At 72.0% G+C, this 18,040-nt stretch carries 19 protein-coding genes; 11 read left to right on the forward strand and 8 right to left on the reverse strand.

Features of this window, described 5'->3' with window-relative positions; genetic code table 11:
- From IEZ10_RS35550 to IEZ10_RS35575, 6 genes are all read left to right on the forward strand, one after another.
- A partial coding sequence (locus IEZ10_RS35550) for a serine hydrolase domain-containing protein (RefSeq protein WP_189250910.1) occupies window positions 1-587 on the forward strand: 587 nt, incomplete at its 5' end.
- A 149-nt stretch (window positions 588-736) separates the two neighbouring features.
- Entirely contained in the window at window positions 737-1,975 is a 1,239-nt protein-coding gene (locus IEZ10_RS35555; RefSeq protein WP_189250911.1) for a serine hydrolase domain-containing protein, read from the forward strand.
- Between the two features lie 234 nt (window positions 1,976-2,209).
- Entirely contained in the window at window positions 2,210-2,698 is a 489-nt protein-coding gene (locus IEZ10_RS35560) for a GNAT family N-acetyltransferase (protein ID WP_189250912.1), read from the forward strand.
- Between the two features lie 85 nt (window positions 2,699-2,783).
- Entirely contained in the window at window positions 2,784-3,557 is a 774-nt protein-coding gene (locus tag IEZ10_RS35565; RefSeq protein ID WP_308426336.1) for an alpha/beta fold hydrolase, read from the forward strand.
- Entirely contained in the window at window positions 3,557-4,858 is a 1,302-nt protein-coding gene (locus IEZ10_RS35570) for a SpoIIE family protein phosphatase (protein WP_189250914.1), read from the forward strand. Before IEZ10_RS35565 ends, IEZ10_RS35570 begins: the two co-directional genes overlap by 1 nt.
- Entirely contained in the window at window positions 4,855-5,277 is a 423-nt protein-coding gene (locus tag IEZ10_RS35575; RefSeq protein ID WP_189250915.1) for an STAS domain-containing protein, read from the forward strand. Before IEZ10_RS35570 ends, IEZ10_RS35575 begins: the two co-directional genes overlap by 4 nt.
- Before the next feature lie 293 nt (window positions 5,278-5,570).
- Here IEZ10_RS35575 and IEZ10_RS35580 read toward each other — a convergent pair whose 3' ends face one another.
- A complete protein-coding gene (locus tag IEZ10_RS35580) occupies window positions 5,571-6,407 on the reverse strand; it encodes an MBL fold metallo-hydrolase (RefSeq protein ID WP_189250916.1) in 837 nt (278 codons plus the stop codon).
- A complete protein-coding gene (locus IEZ10_RS35585) occupies window positions 6,401-6,997 on the reverse strand; it encodes a dihydrofolate reductase family protein (protein ID WP_189250917.1) in 597 nt (198 codons plus the stop codon). Before IEZ10_RS35585 ends, IEZ10_RS35580 begins: the two co-directional genes overlap by 7 nt.
- Window positions 6,998-7,071: 74 nt before the next feature.
- Between IEZ10_RS35585 and IEZ10_RS35590 the strand changes: the two genes are divergently transcribed.
- The 3 genes from IEZ10_RS35590 (at window position 7,072) to IEZ10_RS35600 (ending at window position 9,981) form a co-directional block, all read left to right on the forward strand.
- Window positions 7,072-7,560, forward strand: a complete 489-nt coding sequence (locus IEZ10_RS35590; RefSeq protein WP_189250918.1) for a winged helix-turn-helix transcriptional regulator — start codon at window positions 7,072-7,074, stop codon at window positions 7,558-7,560.
- Between the two features lie 220 nt (window positions 7,561-7,780).
- The gene (locus IEZ10_RS35595) at window positions 7,781-8,989 is read left to right on the forward strand and encodes an NAD(P)/FAD-dependent oxidoreductase (RefSeq protein ID WP_189250919.1); all 1,209 of its coding nucleotides are present in this window, start codon (window positions 7,781-7,783) and stop codon (window positions 8,987-8,989) included.
- A gap of 83 nt (window positions 8,990-9,072) precedes the next feature.
- Window positions 9,073-9,981 carry an RNA polymerase sigma-70 factor gene (locus IEZ10_RS35600; RefSeq protein ID WP_189250920.1) on the forward strand — a complete coding sequence of 303 codons (909 nt, stop codon included), beginning with the start codon at window positions 9,073-9,075 and terminating at the stop codon, window positions 9,979-9,981.
- Between the two features lie 132 nt (window positions 9,982-10,113).
- On the opposite strand, the gene IEZ10_RS35605 is transcribed toward IEZ10_RS35600, so the two are convergent.
- The 3 genes from IEZ10_RS35605 to IEZ10_RS35615 all read right to left on the reverse strand — a co-directional run bounded on the left by IEZ10_RS35605 (window position 10,114) and on the right by IEZ10_RS35615 (window position 12,805).
- Window positions 10,114-11,037, reverse strand: coding sequence for a cytochrome c oxidase assembly protein (locus tag IEZ10_RS35605; RefSeq protein WP_229811982.1), 924 nt, complete (start codon window positions 11,035-11,037; stop codon window positions 10,114-10,116).
- Window positions 11,034-11,588 (reverse strand): DUF2243 domain-containing protein, encoded by a 555-nt coding sequence (locus IEZ10_RS35610; protein WP_189250921.1) that lies wholly within the window; start codon window positions 11,586-11,588, stop codon window positions 11,034-11,036. The genes IEZ10_RS35605 and IEZ10_RS35610 overlap by 4 nt, the downstream gene beginning before the upstream one ends.
- 329 nt (window positions 11,589-11,917) lie before the next feature.
- Window positions 11,918-12,805, reverse strand: coding sequence for a LysR family transcriptional regulator (locus IEZ10_RS35615; RefSeq protein ID WP_189250922.1), 888 nt, complete (start codon window positions 12,803-12,805; stop codon window positions 11,918-11,920).
- 117 nt (window positions 12,806-12,922) lie between these two features.
- On the opposite strand from IEZ10_RS35615, the gene IEZ10_RS35620 reads away from it, so the two are divergent.
- On the forward strand, window positions 12,923-13,597 hold the full coding sequence (locus tag IEZ10_RS35620; RefSeq protein WP_189250923.1) for an alpha/beta fold hydrolase: 675 nt from the start codon (window positions 12,923-12,925) through the stop codon (window positions 13,595-13,597).
- A gap of 335 nt (window positions 13,598-13,932) precedes the next feature.
- Window positions 13,933-14,829, forward strand: a complete 897-nt coding sequence (locus IEZ10_RS35625; protein WP_229811983.1) for a CPBP family intramembrane glutamic endopeptidase — start codon at window positions 13,933-13,935, stop codon at window positions 14,827-14,829.
- Window positions 14,830-14,864: 35 nt separating this feature from the next.
- Here the strand turns inward: IEZ10_RS35625 and IEZ10_RS35630 are convergent, their stop codons facing one another.
- From IEZ10_RS35630 to IEZ10_RS35640, 3 genes are all read right to left on the reverse strand, one after another.
- Entirely contained in the window at window positions 14,865-15,554 is a 690-nt protein-coding gene (locus tag IEZ10_RS35630; protein ID WP_189250924.1) for a response regulator, read from the reverse strand.
- Window positions 15,551-16,735, reverse strand: coding sequence for a sensor histidine kinase (locus tag IEZ10_RS35635; protein WP_189250925.1), 1,185 nt, complete (start codon window positions 16,733-16,735; stop codon window positions 15,551-15,553). The genes IEZ10_RS35630 and IEZ10_RS35635 overlap by 4 nt, the downstream gene beginning before the upstream one ends.
- A gap of 150 nt (window positions 16,736-16,885) precedes the next feature.
- Window positions 16,886-18,010 carry a hypothetical protein gene (locus IEZ10_RS35640; RefSeq protein ID WP_189250926.1) on the reverse strand — a complete coding sequence of 375 codons (1,125 nt, stop codon included), beginning with the start codon at window positions 18,008-18,010 and terminating at the stop codon, window positions 16,886-16,888.
- Window positions 18,011-18,040: the final 30 nt, after the last annotated feature.

Below are 18,040 nucleotides of genomic sequence, written 5' to 3' on the forward strand. Positions count from 1 at the left end.
CCAACTACGTGCTGGCCCGGCTGCTGATCGAGAAGGTCACCGGCCGCCCGGTCGCCGAGGAGATGCGGCGCCTCATCCTGGAGCCGCTCGGCCTGACGGGCACCCTCCAGCCGGCCACCGAGCAGGACATCCCCGCCCCGCACGCGCACGCCTACTACCGCTACGAGGAGGACGGCGAGCAGAAGACGGTCGACGTCACCCGGCACAACCCCTCCTGGATCTCCAGCGGCGGCGACATGATCTCCACCACCCGGGACCTGCAGACGTTCATCACCGCACTGGTGGGCGGCAGGCTGCTGCCGGCCGAGCTGCTGACCGAGATGTGCACGCCGGAGTCCAAGGCCGGCTACGGCCTGGGCGTGTTCGTGCAGCCGACGCCGGGCGGCGGCACCGTCATCACCCACAACGGCGGCATGGCCGGCCACGCGGCGCTGATGTACAGCACGCCCGACGGCCGCACGACCCTGACAGCCGCGCTGAACTACGTCGACGACGCCGCCATGTCCATGGCGGCGGCGTTCCAGCAGGCGACGCAGCGGCTCGTCGCCGAGGTGTTCGGCCGCGGCCAGGCCGGACCGGCTCAATAACCGGGGCCGAGCACCGGAAACACCCCCGGGGACGTACCTGCCGGTAGGCGAGCTGACGGGACACGCGGCCGCCCACCGGCACCCGGCCTCCCATCCCCGCATCGCCCGGCGAGCCGTTCGCCCGGGCACGACACCGAAGACGAGGAACGATGAGAACCCAACTCACATCAGCGACCAAGGCGCCGCGGCGCGTAGCCGTCACAGCGCTGGCCGCCGCGCTGCTGGCCGGAACGGCCACCCCCGGATCGGCCATCGCGGACAGCGGCGTGACCGTGCCGACAGCGGCCGCCAGGCAGGACCGTCCGGAGCTGCAGAAGGCCATGCAGGCGTTCGTCGATGCCGGTTTCACCGGGGTGCAGTTGCGCGTGAACGACCGGCGGGGCGAGTGGGTCGCCGGCACCGGAGTGCGCGAGCTGGGCGCGGCCGCGAAGCCGCCGACGAACGGGCGGTTCTGGACAGGCAGCGTCGTCAAGACCTTCTCCGCGACCCTGGTGCTGCAGCTGGTGGCCGAGGGCAGGATCGGACTGGACGATCCGGTGGCCGGCTACCTGCCCGAGTTCGGGCTGGACCGGCGGATCACGGTGCGGATGCTGCTGCAGCACACCAGCGGGTTGTTCAACTACACCGGCGAGTACTACGACGACGGCAGGTTCGTGCCGGGGATCCCCGCCGCCGGCGACGCATGGCTGAACAACCGGTTCCACAGCTACCGGCCGGAGGAGCTGGTACGGCTGGCGTTGTCCAAGCCGGCGCGGTTCGAGCCGGGCACGGACCAGAACTACTCCAACACCAACTACACGCTCGTCCTGCTGCTGATCGAGAAGGTCACCGGCCGCTCCTACGACGAACAGCTGCAGCGACGGATCCTGGGACCGCTCGGGATGTCGGCCACCAGGACCGCGGGCAACCGGACACAGCTGCCCGGGCCGCACGCCCACGCCTACTACAGCTACCAGGGCACGACGGTCGACATCTCCCGTCAGAACCTGTCCCTGCTGGTCGGCGCCGGTGACCTGATCTCCACCACCCAGGATCTGACCACGTTCTTCTCCGCGCTGAACGGCGGCAGGCTGCTGCCGGCCGAGCTGCTGGCCGAGATGCGCGAGCCGTACGGGAAGCTCGGCTACGGCCTCGGGGTGTTCGCCCAGGACCTGGGCCCGAACTGCGGCACCGTCTACCAGCACAACGGCAGCCCGCCCCACGGCTACGGCGCGCTGATGTACAGCTCGCCCGATGGCAAGACGACCCTGACCGGCTCGGTGACCTGGGTCGACTCGGCCACCCGGGGGCCGGTGAAGGACTTCCAGAAGCTGCTGGACGGGCTGGTCGAGGAAGTGTTCTGCGGCACGCCGGCCGGGTCGGCCAACGAGACCAAGCCGCTGCGGTGAGCCGAAACACTCGCGGATATCCGCCCGGTGCGCCTTGATCGTCCGGCCGCCCTACTCATACGACCCCGGCTCGGAGGCCGGCATGTCGACCAGGCGCGCCACGTAGGCGGCCGCCTGGCCGGGGATCTCACCGCGGCCGGTCGGGAACCTGCCATCACCCCCGGACGGCGCGGCGCCGTGGAACGAGGGCGGGCCCGGTTCGCCGTCCGCGGAGCACGGTGGTTGGATGTCCGCATGATCGTGCGTGACGCCCGCCCCGAGGAGATGGCGAGCACCGGAGAGCTCCGGGTCGCGGCCTACGAGGCGCAGCGGCTGCTGGACGTCAGCCCCGGCTACGCCGCCACCCTGCGCGCCCTGGGCGCCGGCGACGGCCCCGGCGAGGTGCTGGTCGCGGTGGAGGAGGACCGGCTGCTGGGCACGGTCATGTTCGAGCCCCGGCACGAGGGCAGCGAGGTGGCACGCGACCCCGCGGAGGGTGAGATCAGGGCGCTGGCCGTGGCGCCGGACGCCCGGGGGCGGGGCGTCGGCCGCGCGCTGGTGCGGGCCGTCACCGACCTCGCGGCCCGCCGGGGCGTCCGGCTCCTGCTGCTGTCGACGCAGTCGTCGATGACGGCCGCCCAGGGGCTGTACCTCTCGGAGGGCTTCCGCCGCCTCCCCGAGCGCGACTGGCAGCCCCTCCCCTCCTTCACGCTGCTGGCCTTCGGCCTCGACCTGCCCCGCTGATCCGATCCCGACGCACCTCGCGGAGCAGAGGTGGGGCGGTGAGAGGATGAACGGCGTGAACGTTGCAAAACGGAACAATGTGACGGTGACCGGACAGAGGGGCGCGCCGGTGGTCATGCTGGCGCACGGGTTCGGCTGCGACCAGAACATGTGGCGGCTGGTCGTGCCCGCCCTCGCCGAGCACTTCGAGGTGGTGCTGTTCGACTACGTGGGGGCGGGCCGCTCCGACCTGTCGGCGTGGAGCGAGGAGCGGTACGCGTCGCTGGACGGTTACGCCCGGGACGTCGTGGAGATCTGCCGGGAGTTGGACCTGCGGGACGTGACGTTCGTGGGCCACTCGGTCAGCTCGATGATCGGCGTACTGGCCGCGGCGCGGGAACCCGGCCGGTTCGCCCGCCTCGTCCTGGTCACCCCCTCCCCCCGTTACATCGACGACGGCGACTACCGCGGCGGGTTCAGCAAGGCCGACATCGAGGAGCTGCTGGAGTCCCTGGACGCCAACTATCTGGGCTGGTCGGCGACGATGGCTCCGCTGATCATGGGAAACCCCGACCGCCCGGAGCTGGGTCAGGAACTGACCAACAGCTTCTGCGCCACCGACCCCGACGTCGCCCGCGTCTTCGCCCACGCCACGTTCCTGTCCGACAACCGCGCCGACCTGGCGGCGGTCGCCGTCCCGACCCTGATCCTGGAGTGCACGCAGGACTTCATCGCCCCGCGCGAGGTCGGCGCCTACGTCCACGCGGCGATCCCCGGCAGCACGCTGGTCACCCTCGACGCCACCGGTCACTGCCCGCAGCTGAGCGCCCCCGAGGCGACCGCGCAGGCCATCCTCTCCTTCACCGGCGCCGCCCCGTGATGTGCCGCACCGAGCAGGAGCAGGAACCGGAGCGGGCCGGCGGCGACGGTAGCCTGACACAGGACGCGGCCTTCACGGCCCTCCTGGAGGACAGCGCCGTGGACCTGTACGAGAACGCTCCGTGCGGCTATCTCTCCACCCTCCTGGACGGGAAGATAGCCAAGATCAACTCCACCTTGCTCGCCTGGCTCGGATACACCCGTGAGCAGGTGGTGGGCCGCATGAGCTTCACCGACCTGCTCACCGTCGGCGGCAGGCTCTACCACGAGACCCACTACGCCCCCCTGCTGCGCATGCGGGGGGAGATCAGCGGCATCGCCTTCGACCTCAGGGCCGCCGACGGCTCCCGCCTGCCGGTCCTCGTCACCTCCGCCGTCAAGACCGGCACCGACGGGCAGCCCCTGCTGATCCGCACCAGCGTCTTCGACGCCCGCGACCGCCGCGCCTACGAGTCCGAGCTCCTGCGGGCCCGCAAGGAGGCCGAGGAGGCCCGGCGGGAGGCCGAGGAGGCCCGCCTCCGGGCCGAGCGGGAGCGCGAGCGGCTCCAGAACGTCCTCGTGACCCTCCAGCGCAGTCTGCTGCCCCCCGTCCTGCCGGAGATCCCCGGCCTGGAGACCTCCGCGCACTACCACACCGCCTCCCCCGACCGTCTGGGCGGCGACTTCTACGACCTGTTCTCCCTGGGCGACGGGCGCTGGGGCTTCTTCCTCGGTGACGTGTGCGGCAAGGGCCCGGCCGCGGCGGCGATGACCTCGCTGACCCGATACTCCCTGCGCGCCGCGGCGATCCACGACCCCGACCCGGTCACGGTGCTGACCACGCTCAACACCGTCCTGCTGGAGCGCTACACCGGCCGCGAGCCCCGCTTCTGCACGGTCGTGTTCGGGGTCCTCGAACCGGAGGGGGAGGGCTTCACCCTCACCCTGGCCAGCGGAGGGCACCCCCCGGCGCTGCTGCTGCGGGCCGGCGGCGGCGCCGAGTACCTGCCCACCCCGGGCGGCGTGCTCGTCGGCGTGCTGCCCCACCCGCCGTTCACCCGCACCAGCACGGTGCTCTCCCCCGGCGACACCGTGCTGATGTACACCGACGGTCTCACCGAGGCCCGCGTCGATTCCGGCCGTGCCCTCTTCGGCGACGGGGCGCTGCTCGACTTCGCCGCCCGGCTGGCCCCCGCGACCGCCAAGGACACGATCACCGCGGTCACCGGCCTGCTGCACGGTTTCGGCGACGGCCTGGACGACGACACCGCGACCATGGCCTTCGGCGTGCCCGCGTCCGGCGCGGCCGGGAAACCGGCGTGACCGCCCTGACCGTCGACGTCCGCGGCTTCCCGGCCGGCACGGTCCTGGAGGTGACGGGGGAACTCGATTTCACCACCGTCGAGGGGTTCCACGACGTACTCCGGCGTCTCGTCCTGCGTCCCGGGCAACGGCTGGTCATCGACCTGGGCGGGCTGACGTTCTGCGACTCCACCGGGATCACCGCCCTCCTGGCCGCCCGCAACGTCGCGCTGGACGCCGGAGCCGACATCGCGCTGGCGGCCGTCCCCGCCCCCACCCTGCGCGTTCTGGGCGTCATCGGCCTCGACCAGGTGTTCCCCGTCCACCCGGACGCCGGGGCGGCCGGTGTCCCCGCCGCTCCGGCGTCCGGCCCTCCGGCCCGTGAGCCGGAACCGCCGGATTCGCTGGGGACCATGGCCTGGGCGGGCCCGGAGGCGTGACGCGGAAGGGCGCCGACGGGGCGCGCCGCTTGCGGCCGGAGGGCGGGCGACACCGCCTGCTACCCGCGCGGCACCACGGTGCCTGAGCAGCGTGGCACCGCCGGCGCGTGGGAGGACCCGGTGTTCGAGAACGACAGGCGCGGGCGGCCGCGGCATCCTCATCCACCGGCACATCGAACGCGGATCCATCGTCGCTGACCAGGGCCATGCCACATCCGCTCCGCCATCTCCCCTCTCATGTGGTGAGAAGCTTGAGCCGGCCCGCGTGCGCCGGCTGTGTCGCGCACCGATCGCTAGCGGGGCGTCCCGTCGCGCTCGCTTCTCCGGGCGAGGCGTTGGAGCTGCCCTTCGTGCACGTCGCTCACCCACTCCCAGCCGGGCTTGGCCGATGGGCCGACCCGTGGGTCGGTGGGGGCTTGACCGTTCCGCAACGCGAGCACGTACGCGCGGTCCTGGTCGATCCGTGCCTGTACCTGGTCGGATCCGCCGACGGAACCGTGGCCCGGGACGACGACGTCAACGCCGCCCGCCACGCCCTCCAGCAGTCGCAGTGCGGCGAGGTAGTCCTCGATCGGGTCAGCGGTGCCGTCCACGTCGAGCATCGGAATCAAGACGTCGGAAAGCATGTCGCCGGCGACGAGAACCCCGCGTTCCTCGATCAGCAGCGCCGCATGGCCCGGGGCATGAGCCTGATGCTCGATGATCCGGATCCCGGGGCCGTCCCAGGGAATCTGCGCGGTTCCGGCGGGCAGGCCGGTGATGAGGCCGAACAGGTCCAGCGGTACCTGCCCGGCGATTTCCGTCTCCAGCAGGTGGGCGGCGATGCGGGCCTTCGCACCTGCGTCCGACAGCTGATCTCGGACAGTGGCCGCGCAGCGCGCCGTGCCGTAACGGGGCGCCTCGCCGAGCTTGGCGTGCCAGAGCAGGTGATCCCAATCCGGATGCGTGGAAAACCCCGCCACAACGGGCTGACCCAACTCGCGAAGGTCGTTGGCGAGGCAGTCGATCTCGGAGCCGGTCACCCCGGGGTCGATGAGCAACACACCGGCCCGGCCCCGCACCGCAACGGCGTTGCTCTGCACGAACCCGCTCTCGTGGACCCACACACCCTCCGCGACCCGCCTCAGCACGAGCCCGCCTCCTTCGCATCCAGGATGGCGTAGCGATGCATCGTGACGCCCTGCTCGAACGATCGCTGCTCCAGCAGGTCGAGATCGATCGGCAGGTCGTAGTCGTCGAACAGCGGCCGGCCGAAGCCGAGGATCGCGGGATGGGTGAAGAGCAGCAGCTCGTCGAGAAGCCCCGCCCGGAGCAGCTGCGTCGCAAGCGCCGCGCCGCCCACGCTGATGCCGCCGTCGGTCTCGGCCCGCAGGGCGGCGAGCTGCTCGATCGCGTCGTCTCCACCGATGATCCGGGTGTTGTGATCGGCGCTGCGGCGCGTGCGGGAGACGAGCACCTTGGGCTTGGCGGTCCAGATCTCGCCGTACTCACGCATGACATCCGGCAGCGACGCGTCCTCGCTCGCCCGTGGCCAGTACTCCTCCATGACCTCGTAGTAGACCCGGCCGTGGACCATGAGCGCGAGCGCCCGCGTCCGCGCGTTGGCCTCGCGGTGCAGTTCCTCGTCGATGCGCAGCCACTCACCGGCACCACCGTCCCCCGGGACCTGCTCGATCCGCAGGTCGAGGGACACCTGCATCGAGTAAACGAAGCGGCCCATCGGCTCCTCTTCCCAAAAGTGATTGCATTCTGCAACCACTATATTGGGAGCGAAATACCCGTCAAGGAGGAATCGTGGAACCACGGTCCGGGTGTCCGATCAACGCCGCCGTCGAGGTGCTCGGGGATCGCTGGTCGTTGCTCGTGCTGCGCGACGTCATCTTCGGCGACCGCCGATACTTCCGCGCGCTGCTCACCGGGTCGATCGAGGGCATCGCCTCGAACATCCTCGCCGACCGCCTCAAGCGGCTCATCGATGCGGGGCTCCTCACCCGCGGCGCCGCGGGCCGCGGGCAGCGCGCGCGCTTCAGCCTCACCGAAGCCGGCATCCAGACACTGCCGATCATCTACGCTCTCGGCAACTGGGGCCTCGACTGGCGCCCGGGCAGCGACGAGCTCCGGAGCCGGCAGCGGCTCATGCGCGATGAGGGTCCGGCGTTCATCGAGGAGCTCATGGACGAGCTTCGCGTCCGCCACCTCGGCGCCCCGCCGAAGCCGCACGACGGTCCAGGCCCGTTCGAGCGCCTCGACGCCGCCTGCGCGTCCCCGCCTGCTCAGCCCTGACGACGAGGAGTCGCCGTGGCGACGGCCACCACCCGCCCGGCCGAGCTCGGTCGGCCCTCGTCCTGACACGCCGCTCACAACCGCGGTCGGCCCCAACCTGGCGAGCCGATGCGATCCCGGCTCCAGCCGAGCCTCCGTGGGGTGATCTGACTCACACCCTGTCACAGCGGCCGAGGACGCGGTGACTTAAGGCCGAACACCTGGAAACCGAGGAGGCACCATGACCGGGAACACGCATGTGGTCGTGATCGGCGGCGGCTACGCGGGCGTGATGGCCGCGAACCGGCTGACGCAGCGCGACGACGTGACCGTGACGCTGATCAACCCGCGCCCGGAGCTTGTCCACCGGGTCCGCCTGCACCAGCTGGTGGGCGGGTCCGACGACGCGGTCGTCGCCTACCAGGCCGTCCTGGCCCGGCGTGTCCGGCTGGTGGTCGACACCGTGACCCGGATCGACGCGGCCGAGCGCAGCGTGACGCTCGCGACCGGCGGCACGCTCGCCTACGACTACCTGATCTACGCCGTGGGCAGCGGCAGCGCCGAACCGGGCGTACCCGGGGCGGCGGAGTTCGCCTACCCGATGGCCACCCTGGAGGAGGCACAGCGGCTGCGTGCGGTCATCGACGCCACGCCCGCGACGGCCCCTGTGACGGTGGTCGGCGCCGGTCCCACCGGCATCGAGACCGCCGCCGAGCTGGCGGAACAGGGCCGCAGGGTGACCCTGGTCTGCGGCGGCGTTCTCGGTCCGTACCTGCACAGCCGGGGCCGGCGCTCGGTTGCGAAACGGCTGGCCGAACTCGGTGTGGCGGTCGTCGAGGGCTTCGGCTCGAAGGTGACGGTGGTGACCCGCGACGCCGTGCGGCTCGCCGACGGCCGTGAGCTGCCGAGCGAGGTCACCGTCTGGACCGTCGGCTTCGGCGTTCCCGACCTGGCCGCGCGCAGCGGGCTGAGCACCGACGCCGTGGGCCGGCTGCTCACGGACGAGACGCTGGCGAGCGTGGACGACGCGCGCATCGTCGCGGCCGGGGACTCGGCGGCGCCGTCCGGCCTGCCGCTGCGGATGAGCTGCCTGAACGCGACGCCGCTGGGCGCGCGGGCCGCCGACACGGTGCTCAGCCGGCTCGCGGGTGAGCAGCCGGAGAACCTCCACCAGTCGATGTACGCCCAGTGCATCAGCCTGGGCCGAAGGGCGGGCATCTACCAGTTCGCCAACAGGTCCGACGTCGCCGTGTGGCTGCACATCGGCGGCGGCCCGGGGGCCAGGATCAAGGAAGTGGTCTGCAAGGGCATCCCCGAGCACCTGGCGGGAGAGGCGCGCAAGCCCGGTTCGTTCAGCCTGCACCGCATGCGGGGAGGTGTCGCCAAGCGCCGGCGGTTGCTGCGCGCCCACCGCGCCGAGGCACCGGCCGCCGCCGGCCGGGCAGCCTGACCGGTGCGTGCTGTGAGGATCCCGCGGTGGACGCACGCGGACGCGGTCGGCCGCCGGGACCGACGACCGCGAAGGACGGGGAGATGGGACGAGAGTTGAGCGGTGACGCGACCGACCCGGCGACCGAGGCGTTCCTCGCCCATCGCAACCTGCTCTTCACCGTCGCCTACGAGGTGCTCGGATCGGCGGCCGACGCCGAAGACGTCCTGCAGGAGACCTGGCTGCAATGGGTCAAGGCCGACCAGGACCAGGTACGCGACCAGCGCGCCTTCCTGGTCCGGATCATCACCCGCCAGGCGCTCAACCGGCTGCGCACCATCAAGCGCCATCGGGAGGCATACGTCGGTTCCTGGCTGCCCGAGCCGCTGCTCACCGCGCCGGACGTGGCCGAGGACGTCGAGCTCGCCGAGAGCGTGTCGATGGCGCTCATGCTCGTCCTGGAGACGCTGTCACCGACCGAGCGGGCCGTCTTCGTGCTGCGCGAGGTGTTCGACATCGGCTACGAGGAGATCGCGGCCGCCGTGGGCAAGACTCCCGTGGCCGTTCGCCAGATCGCGCACCGCGCCCGCCGGCACGTCGATGCCCGGCGCCCCCGCCGGGTGGTCTCCTCGAACGAGGGCCGGGCGGTCCTGGAGTCGTTCCGGCGCGCCGTCGAATCCGGGGACCCGCAGGCCCTCCTTGAGGTGCTCGCCCCCCAGGTCGTCCTGATCAGCGACGGCGGCGGCTTCAAGCACGCCGCGCTGCGGCCGGTCACCGGTGCCGAGCGGGTGGCCCGTATGTTCGCCGGCGGCATGGGCAAGTTCGAAGGCACGTTCACCACCGAACCGGCCGTGGTCAACGGCAGCCCGGCACTTCTGGTCCGCCTGGACGGTGAGATCGACGGCGTCATGGCGATCAGTGTCGTGGACGCCCGCATCACCGGCCTCTACTACGTCCGCAACCCCGAGAAACTCTCGCACGTCACATCCTCGACCCCGCTCACCCTGCGCTGAACACCACTGGTCTCCGACAGGCGGGGGTCGAATCCTTCCCAAGACCCGACAGCGATGTGAGGAGGGCCGTATCGAGGCGCTGGGACGCCGCGCACCATGCAGGCGGAGCCCGCCCCCGTGAGGTCCTTGGGCTCACGGCCCCGAGGTGGCGGGCGCGGCCGGTTCGGGGGTGAGGCGGTTCCGCGGGGCGACGCGCGACCGGGTGGGCCGCCAGGTCGTCACCAGCGCCAGGGCCAGCAGCAGCTCGGCGATGTCGCCGCCGTAGTACATGATCTCCGCGGCGCCCAGCAGCTCAGGCCCGGGGGCCGTCACGGCGACGAACAGCCCGGCGTACATCAGTTGCGACAGCGTGGCGTGCGCGGCGATCGACACGCCCAGCACGACCAGCCGCTTCGGCACCGAGGGGCGCCGCGGCGCCGGGTCCGGCCCGGCGATCACCCAGGTGAACAGGAAGCCCGCCAGCACGAAGTGCAGGTGGACGAGCGGGTGCAGCAGCGGGTCGGCGCAGGCGATGCCGTACAGGGGGGTGAAGTACAGCGCGGCCATGCCGCCGACGTTCAGCGTGAACGCCACCCAGGGGTCGGTCAGCACGTGCGCGGGACGGCTGCGCAGCACGGCGGTGACGCGGCGCGCGCGGGCGGCGGGCAGCGACCGCAGCAGCAGCGTCACCGGGGCGCCCAGCACCAGCCCCAGCGGGGCGAGCATCGCGATGAGCAGGTGCTGCAGCATGTGCCCCCGGAAGTCGGTCTCGGCGAACGCGGCGACCGGCCCGGTCAGGCCCGCGGCGAGCAGCACGGCCCCGGCGGTGAAGGCCGCCGTGCGCCACCGGCTCCACCCCCTGGGCTCGCGCCGCCGCAACGCCGCCGCCAGGTACGCCGCCAGCAGTACGGCGACGCCCGCCACCGGCAGCGTGCCGGAGAGCCCGCCGTGGTGCGCCTCGTGCGCCAGGAGTGAGGCGTCGCCGGCCCGCCGGGTGAGGAGGCCCGCGGCGACGGGCGCCTCGTACGCCGGGGGGATCGCGGCGGAGAGCACGGCGAGGCTCACGGCGGGGCTCACGGCGTCGCCGTGGTGGTACGCGGGGTGTCGCGGCAGAGGTCCACCGTCGGGCCGCCGCGCTGCAGCAGCCAGCCGGCGACCATCAGCAGCACGCCCAGCAGCAGGAAGCCGATGTCCCACCACGTCTGGTAGGCGTCGGTGCGGACGTGGTGGATGCCCAGGATGTGGTGGTCCATGATGCCCTCGACGAGGTTGAACAGCCCCCAGCCGAACAGGATCCAGCCCCACAGCATCCGTGAGCCCCACACCCGGCCCCGGGAGTGGGTGACCCGCGCGTGCAGCAGGCTCAGGCCCACCAGCACCGCCAGCCAGCAGAACACGTGGAAGAACCCGTCCCACAGCGTGTTCATCCGCAGGCCCGGGACGGTGTCGGCAGGGTAGTACCTCACCCCGATGTTGTCGGTGTTCGTGCTGGTCAGCATGTGGTGCCACTGCAGGACCTGGTGCAGGAGGATCCCGTCGACGAACCCTCCGAGCCCGACCCCCAGGAGTGTGCCCGGCAGGGCGATCTCCCGTCTCGTCGCCCCCGTTCCGGCCGTGGTGTCTGTCATGTGCGAACCTCCTCGTCCGTCTCCGTCCGGTGCCGCCACCGCGTCGTCCGTCCCGAGCCCGGCGACGGCCCACCGGTACCTGCCGCCGATCCGGACGAATATGCCTGAACTCTCCTCGTTCCGGCGGGATGACGTGGGAGAACGGGCCGTGAAAAGCCCGGAACAGATCGAATGTAGGTCTCTGGATCATCGCGGCGAGGTGCGGAAACGCCGCCGCGGAGGGTCCTTGGCCCGGCCCTTACCCGGGCGCGGCGTGGGCCTGGACGCACGGACGGGTGGGGCCGGACCCACTTCGCGGCCGGGGACGGTCCGGGCGGCGGGAACGGAGGTCAGCCGGCGTCGGGAGCGGCGAACGCCCGGCGGGCGTGCGCGAGCAGCTCGCGCACCGCGGGGTTGGACGTGCTCTTCCACACCAGGACGAGCAGGGCCGGCGTCTCGACGTCGTCGAGGGGCAGGGTGACGAGCCGGTCGCGATGGTGTTCGGTCATCGAGGCGCTGAGTACGGCGACGGCCAGCCCGCGGGCGGCGAGGTCGGCGACGGCGTCGGGGGCGCTCGCCTGCAGCGTGACCGCCGGTTCGAGCCCCCGCGCGGCGCAGGCGCGGTCGAACACGGTGCGCACGCCGGTGCCGGGCGGCATGCACACGAGCGGGTGCGCGCACAGCTCGGCCAGGGTCGTCCGCGGCCGTCCCGCCAGGGCGTGGTCCGCCGGGACCGCCGCGACGAGCCGCTCGCTGACCACCGTCAGCGTCTCCAGCCCCTCGGGGAGGGCGGCCGTCCCGGCGAGGGCCAGGTCGAGGGCGCCGGTGCGCACCCCCTCCACGAGCCGGTCGGAGCCGTCCTCCAGCAGCGAGATCTCCACGCCGGGGTGGGCCCGGTGGAACGCGGCCAGCGCCTCGAACAGCGGCGTGACGGTGCAGCCGACCACCATCCCGGCGCTGAGCCGTCCCCGGACGAGGCCGGTCACCTCCCCCACCGCCCGGCCGGTCGCGCCGGCGGCGGCGAGCGCGGCGCGGGCGTGTTCGAGCGCGGCCTTGCCCGCGACGGTGAGGGTGGCGACGCGCGCCGAACGGTCGAACAGCTCGGCGCCCAGCTCGCGCTCCAGCCGGCGGATCTGGGCGCTGACGCCGGACTGGCTGATGTGCACCCGCTCGGCGGCGCGGGTGAAGCTCCGCTCCTCGGCGACGGCGACGAAGTACTCCAGCTGACGCAGCTCCATAACCGCTGATTCTAGATCACAGCAGAACCATCTGTTGGACTTCTGCTCCGGGGCCGTCCAGGCTTGGAGACACCGGCGGCCCGCGCCGGCCCCCGAGCCGATTCAAGGAGCACGACCATGACGACCTTCGTCCTCGTCCCCGGCATGTGCCACGGTGGCTGGAGCTACCGGCCGCTCACCGAGCGGCTGCGCCGGCACGGCCACGAGGTGTACCCGCTGACGCTGACCGGAGTCGGCGAGCGCGGCCACCTGCTGACCGCCGGGGTGAACCTGGAGACGCACATCCTGGACGTGACCGCCGCGCTGGAGGCCGAGGAGATCCGCGACGCGGTGCTGGTCGGCCACAGCTACGGCGGCATGGTCGTCACCGGGGCGGCGGACCGCGTCCCGGACCGGGTGGACTCCCTGGTGTACCTGGACGCCGTCGTGCCCGGGGACGGCGACTCCTGCTGGGACCTCGTCCCCGACCGGGAGCGCGAGTGGTACCTGGACGTGACGGAGACCGGGTACGCGACACGGCCGCTGCCGTTCTTCGACCCGCGCGCCACGCCCCATCCCCTGGCCTCGCTGCTCCAGCCGATCCGGCTGGCCGGCGACCTCACGCGGTTCCGGCGCAGGGACTACGTGTACGCCACCGAATGGGACGGCGAGTCGCCGTTCGCCTCCGTCTACCGGCGGCTGAGCGAGGACCCGTCGTGGACGACGCACGCGCTCGCCGCCCGGCACAACCTCATGCGTGACGCGCCCGACGACCTGCTGAAGATCCTCCTTGAGGTCGCCGGGGCCGCCTGAACCCGCCCGGCGCTCCATCCGCCGCCGCCACGCCGAGGGCGAGGTGTCCCCGGCCGACCTGGCCACCGAGTACAGCGTCGGACGCTCCACCATCCACCGCATCATCCACGGGCCGGAATCCCCAGGTAGAGCGATCACACGCCGAAGCCGGACGCATACTCCCGCGCAAGATCATTATCAGCGCCGATGGCTGTCCGCTCGTTCCTCAACCCCGTGATCCCCCATGAGAGCTACCGCGATGTCCGTTCCAAGGGGATGGCACGCCCGGCTCCGATCCCTAACCTCTCTTAAGCCGCGGAAGACACCGCGGAAACCTGATCGAAAGGATCGCGATCGTGGCGTCCACGGAGCACCCGGAAAGCACCCTCCCGCAAGCCGGCCCCGCCACGGGCCGCGGCCGGTTGCGCAGGTTCCGGTTCCCCGTCCTGCTGGTCGCGTTGTTCGGTGTGATGGTGGTGACGGGCGGGATAAACCAACTCGTCTCGCCCATCCCTGTCCTCGCCCTGCCGGTGGGGGTCGGCCTGGCCGTCGCCGCTGTGGCCTGTTACCACTGGTTGTGCCGGGCCGTCGAGCTCCGCCCGGACATCCCCGAACTCGCGAAGACGGGCCGGTGGTCCCGGCTGCGGCGCGGGACGCTGCTCGGGTTCGGCCTCTTCGCCGGGTTGATGGTGCTGATCGCGGTGTTCGGTGGCTGGCAGGAGGTGTCCTGGGGTTCCCTCGGCGGCTTCCTCGGCACCGCAGGCATGATGGCGAGCGTCGCCGTCACCGAGGAACTGCTGTTCCGCGGGGTGGTGTTCCGCATCATGGAGGAACGTACCGGCACGGTGATCGCCCTGGTCGTATCCATGTTGCTGTTCGGTGCGATGCATCTGGTCAACGCCCACGCCACCCTGTGGGGCGCGTTGGCGATCGCCTTGACGGGCGGAGTCATGCTGGCCGCCGCCTACGTCGCCACCCGCTCGCTGTGGCTGCCCATCGGCCTGCACTTCGCCTGGAACTTCACCCAAGCCGGGATCTTCGGTGTCACGGTCTCCGGATCGGCCGTACCGTCGGAGGGCCTGCTGAACGTCACGCTGTCCGGCCCGTCCGCGTTGACCGGCGGCACCTTCGGCCCCGAGGCCAGCCTTTTCGCGCTGCTGGTCTGCATGGTGCCCACGATCCTCCTGCTGCGGCGGGCCGCCCGCACCGGCCGGATCCGGCCTCGCCCGAGCCGCGTCAAGCTCCCCGCCTGACCGGAACGACGCCGGCCGCAGGAGCCGGCGCCGCGTCAACCCTGATCGGCGGAGACCAATCCCACGCGATAGGCGAGAACGACCGCCTGTACACGGTCCCGCAGGTCGAGTTTGGCCAGGATCCGCGACACATACGTCTTGACGGTCTCGGCGCTGATGGACAATCGTGCGGCGATCTCCGCGTTGGACAGGCCCTCGGCGAGCTGTTCGAGTACTTCCAGCTCCCGCTCAGTCAGTGCCCGCACGATCTCCTGCAGGGCCGTCCGGGAGGAGTCGGTGGGGCGCAGGCGCTCGGCGAAGCGGCCGATGAGGGCACGGGTGACGGCGGGCGCGAGCAGGGAATCACCGCGCGCGATGGTGCGTACGCCGTCCACCAGTTCTTTCGGCCGCGCGTCCTTGAGCAGGAACCCGCTGGCGCCTGCCCTGAGCGCTTCGTAGGCGTACTTGTCGACGTTGAACGTGGTCACCACCAGCACCTTCACCGGATCGGCGACGCCGGGCCCGGCCAGTTGCCTGGTGGCCGCGATGCCGTCCAGGATGGGCATCCGGATGTCCATCACGACGACGTCCGGCAGCAGCCGCCGGGCGGCCTCGATCGCCGCGCGGCCGTCCGCGGCCTCGCCGACGACCTCCATGTCGGGCTGGGCGGAGAAGACCGTGGTGTAGCCGGTGCGCACCAGCTCGTGGTCCTCGCAGATGAGCACCCGGATCGGCGTACTGGTCATGCAGTGCTCCTGGACGGGATGGAGGCCCGGACGCTGAACCCGCCCCCGGGCCGCGCCGCGGCGGTCAGCTCACCGTTCAGCATGTGTACGCGCCGGCGCAGCCCGTCCAGCCCCCGTCCCCCGGACGGCACGGCGGGGCCTTCCGCGAGAGCGGACCCATCGGTGGTCACCTCGATGTCGATGTGACCGGCGCGGTGGTGGACCGTGACCCTGGTGGGCCGGCCCGTCGCGTGCTTGACGGCGTTCGTGAGGGCCTCCTGAACCACCCGGTACGCGGCCAGCTCGACGTCGATGGGCCGGGGCAGGCGCTCACCGTGCTCGGTCAGTTCGACGGGCTGGCCGGACAGGCGGGCCTGTTCGACCAGGTCGGCAACCCTGCCGAGGGCCGGCGTATGCTCCGTGAGCGCGGCGTCGCCGGTCGCCTCAAGCACACCGAGCAGATACCGGAGTTCCGTCAGCGCCCGCCGGCCGGTGTCGCTGATGGCGGCCAGCCCTTGCCCTGCGCGTTCCGGTGCGGTGCCGACCAGAAACTGCGCCGCGTCTGCCTGCACCACTATGGCGGTCACGTGATGCGTGACCACGTCGTGCAACTCACGGGCTATGCGGGCGCGTTCGGCGGCGCCGGCCGCCAGCGCGCCGAGCCGCCGCCGTTCGGCCTCCTCGGCCCGCCACCGGCGCATCCCGGCGCCGCCCATCCAGATCACGACCAGAACCAGGTAGAAGGCGAGGAAGTCCGGGATCCGGTTGGGGGATCCCAACCGGCTTAGAAGGATCGCGAGTGCGGCGTAGCCGGCGCTCACCGCCGCCGCGAGCATGCGACGGTGCCGGGACTGTTGGGCTCCGGCCGTATACAGAGCCAGGTAGAAGCCGATGCTGGCGAACGTCTGCGGATAGCGGAGCGCCTGATGAACGGCGAAGGCGACGCCGATGACGGCAAGGCAGGCCGCCGGGTGACGGCTGCGGAACGCCAGCGGCGCCGACTGCGCCACGGTCAGCACCACCGCCAAGGCGTCGGCCGGGCGCTTCGGCAGGTCACTGAGCTGCGCTCCGATGGCGGACAGCGTCGGTACGAATGCCAGCGCGGTGAGCGTCGCCGCGAGCGCGCCGTCCTTGGCCGAGGCCTGCCGGGCTCTCCACCAGACCGGCCATGAGCGGACGGCCAGGGAAACGCTCGCGATCATCGGTGTAGTTTAACGACCCTCTGCCTGTACCTGGGCGCTCACGGCCTTTCGCCATCGCGTGCGGGATGTCACAGATGGCGGTTGGTGGGGCCGGCCTTGCCAACAGGCCGGGTCCGCCCCGCCGCGCTTCGGGGTCCGGCGGACGCCCGGTCAGCTGGGCCGGGTCACGTAGCTGACCATCGCCGGACGGGCGATCCGGGTCGCACCGTCGTAGCAGGCGTGCAGGCTGAGCACGAGCGACGTGGACCTCGTCCAGAGGCCGTACAGGTTGCAGAACTCCGCGCCGTAGCCGAAGGCGGTGACCTGGACGTTGCCCATGCCGGCGTATCCCGCGTTGATGTCGCCGAAGGCGACCTGCCTCAGACCGGACCCGGCCCCCCTGATGTCCAGGCCCCCGGGCACCGAGTTGTAGCTGACCGGGTACGGCGTCGGCAGGTAGGGGGTCCCGGTGTCGGGGGCGTTGTCGAAGGTGTAGGCGAACTCCGAGTACGGCGCGAGGGGCGTCCAGACGACGGCGCTCTCCCGCTGGTAGGTCAGGTTCCACCCGGTGTTCAGCGGGGCGCCGGCGGCGTCGTAGCAGCGCACCGTGATGTTCTGCGCGGCCGTCGTCGCGCTCCAGCCGCCCATCTTGCAGCGCGCCGGGACGGCCGGGTCGACCGCGGTGACCTGGATGCTCCCGGCCAGGCCCGCAGAGCCGAGCCCCGGCAGGGTGACCCGCCACAGGCCCGGGGACGTCCCCGGCGTCACGGTGTTCACGGCGGTCGGCGCGGAGGAGTTGAACTGCGTGGCCACGGCGGAGCCGTCCCAGCGCACGTATCCCAGCGACTGGGACGGTATCGGGCGCGCGTACTTGCCGCTGTAGCCGAAGGTCATGGAGAACCGCGGGGTGACCATCGCGCCCACGCCGTACCGGTGGCACTGCACCGCCACGATCAGGTCGGCGTCCGACGGCCACTGGTCCTGGACCTGGCACCAGTCGGGGGAGGAGGAGATCGCCGTGACATGGGCCACTCCCCCGGCCGCCGCGCCGAACTGCGGGAACCTCACGAGCACCTGGCCGAGGTCTCCGGAGGTGGCCTGGGCCGTGAGCCCGGAGGCCCACGTGCCGAACTGGTAGGAGACGGTCGGGGTGGAGCCGCCCCCGACGACGGCCCACGCCCAGCGGGGCAGGTCGACGGCGGCGTCCGCGGCAGGCGCGGCGGGCGCGGCGAGCCCGGCCGCGACCAGGGCGGCGGCGCAGAGCGTGCGGGCGATCGCCTTCCACAACCGGAGCATGACGTCCTCCATCCGCGGCGGGGCGGTGGT

The sequence above is a fragment of the Streptosporangium pseudovulgare genome, assembly GCF_014648055.1.
GTDB classification, from domain to species: domain Bacteria; phylum Actinomycetota; class Actinomycetes; order Streptosporangiales; family Streptosporangiaceae; genus Streptosporangium; species Streptosporangium pseudovulgare.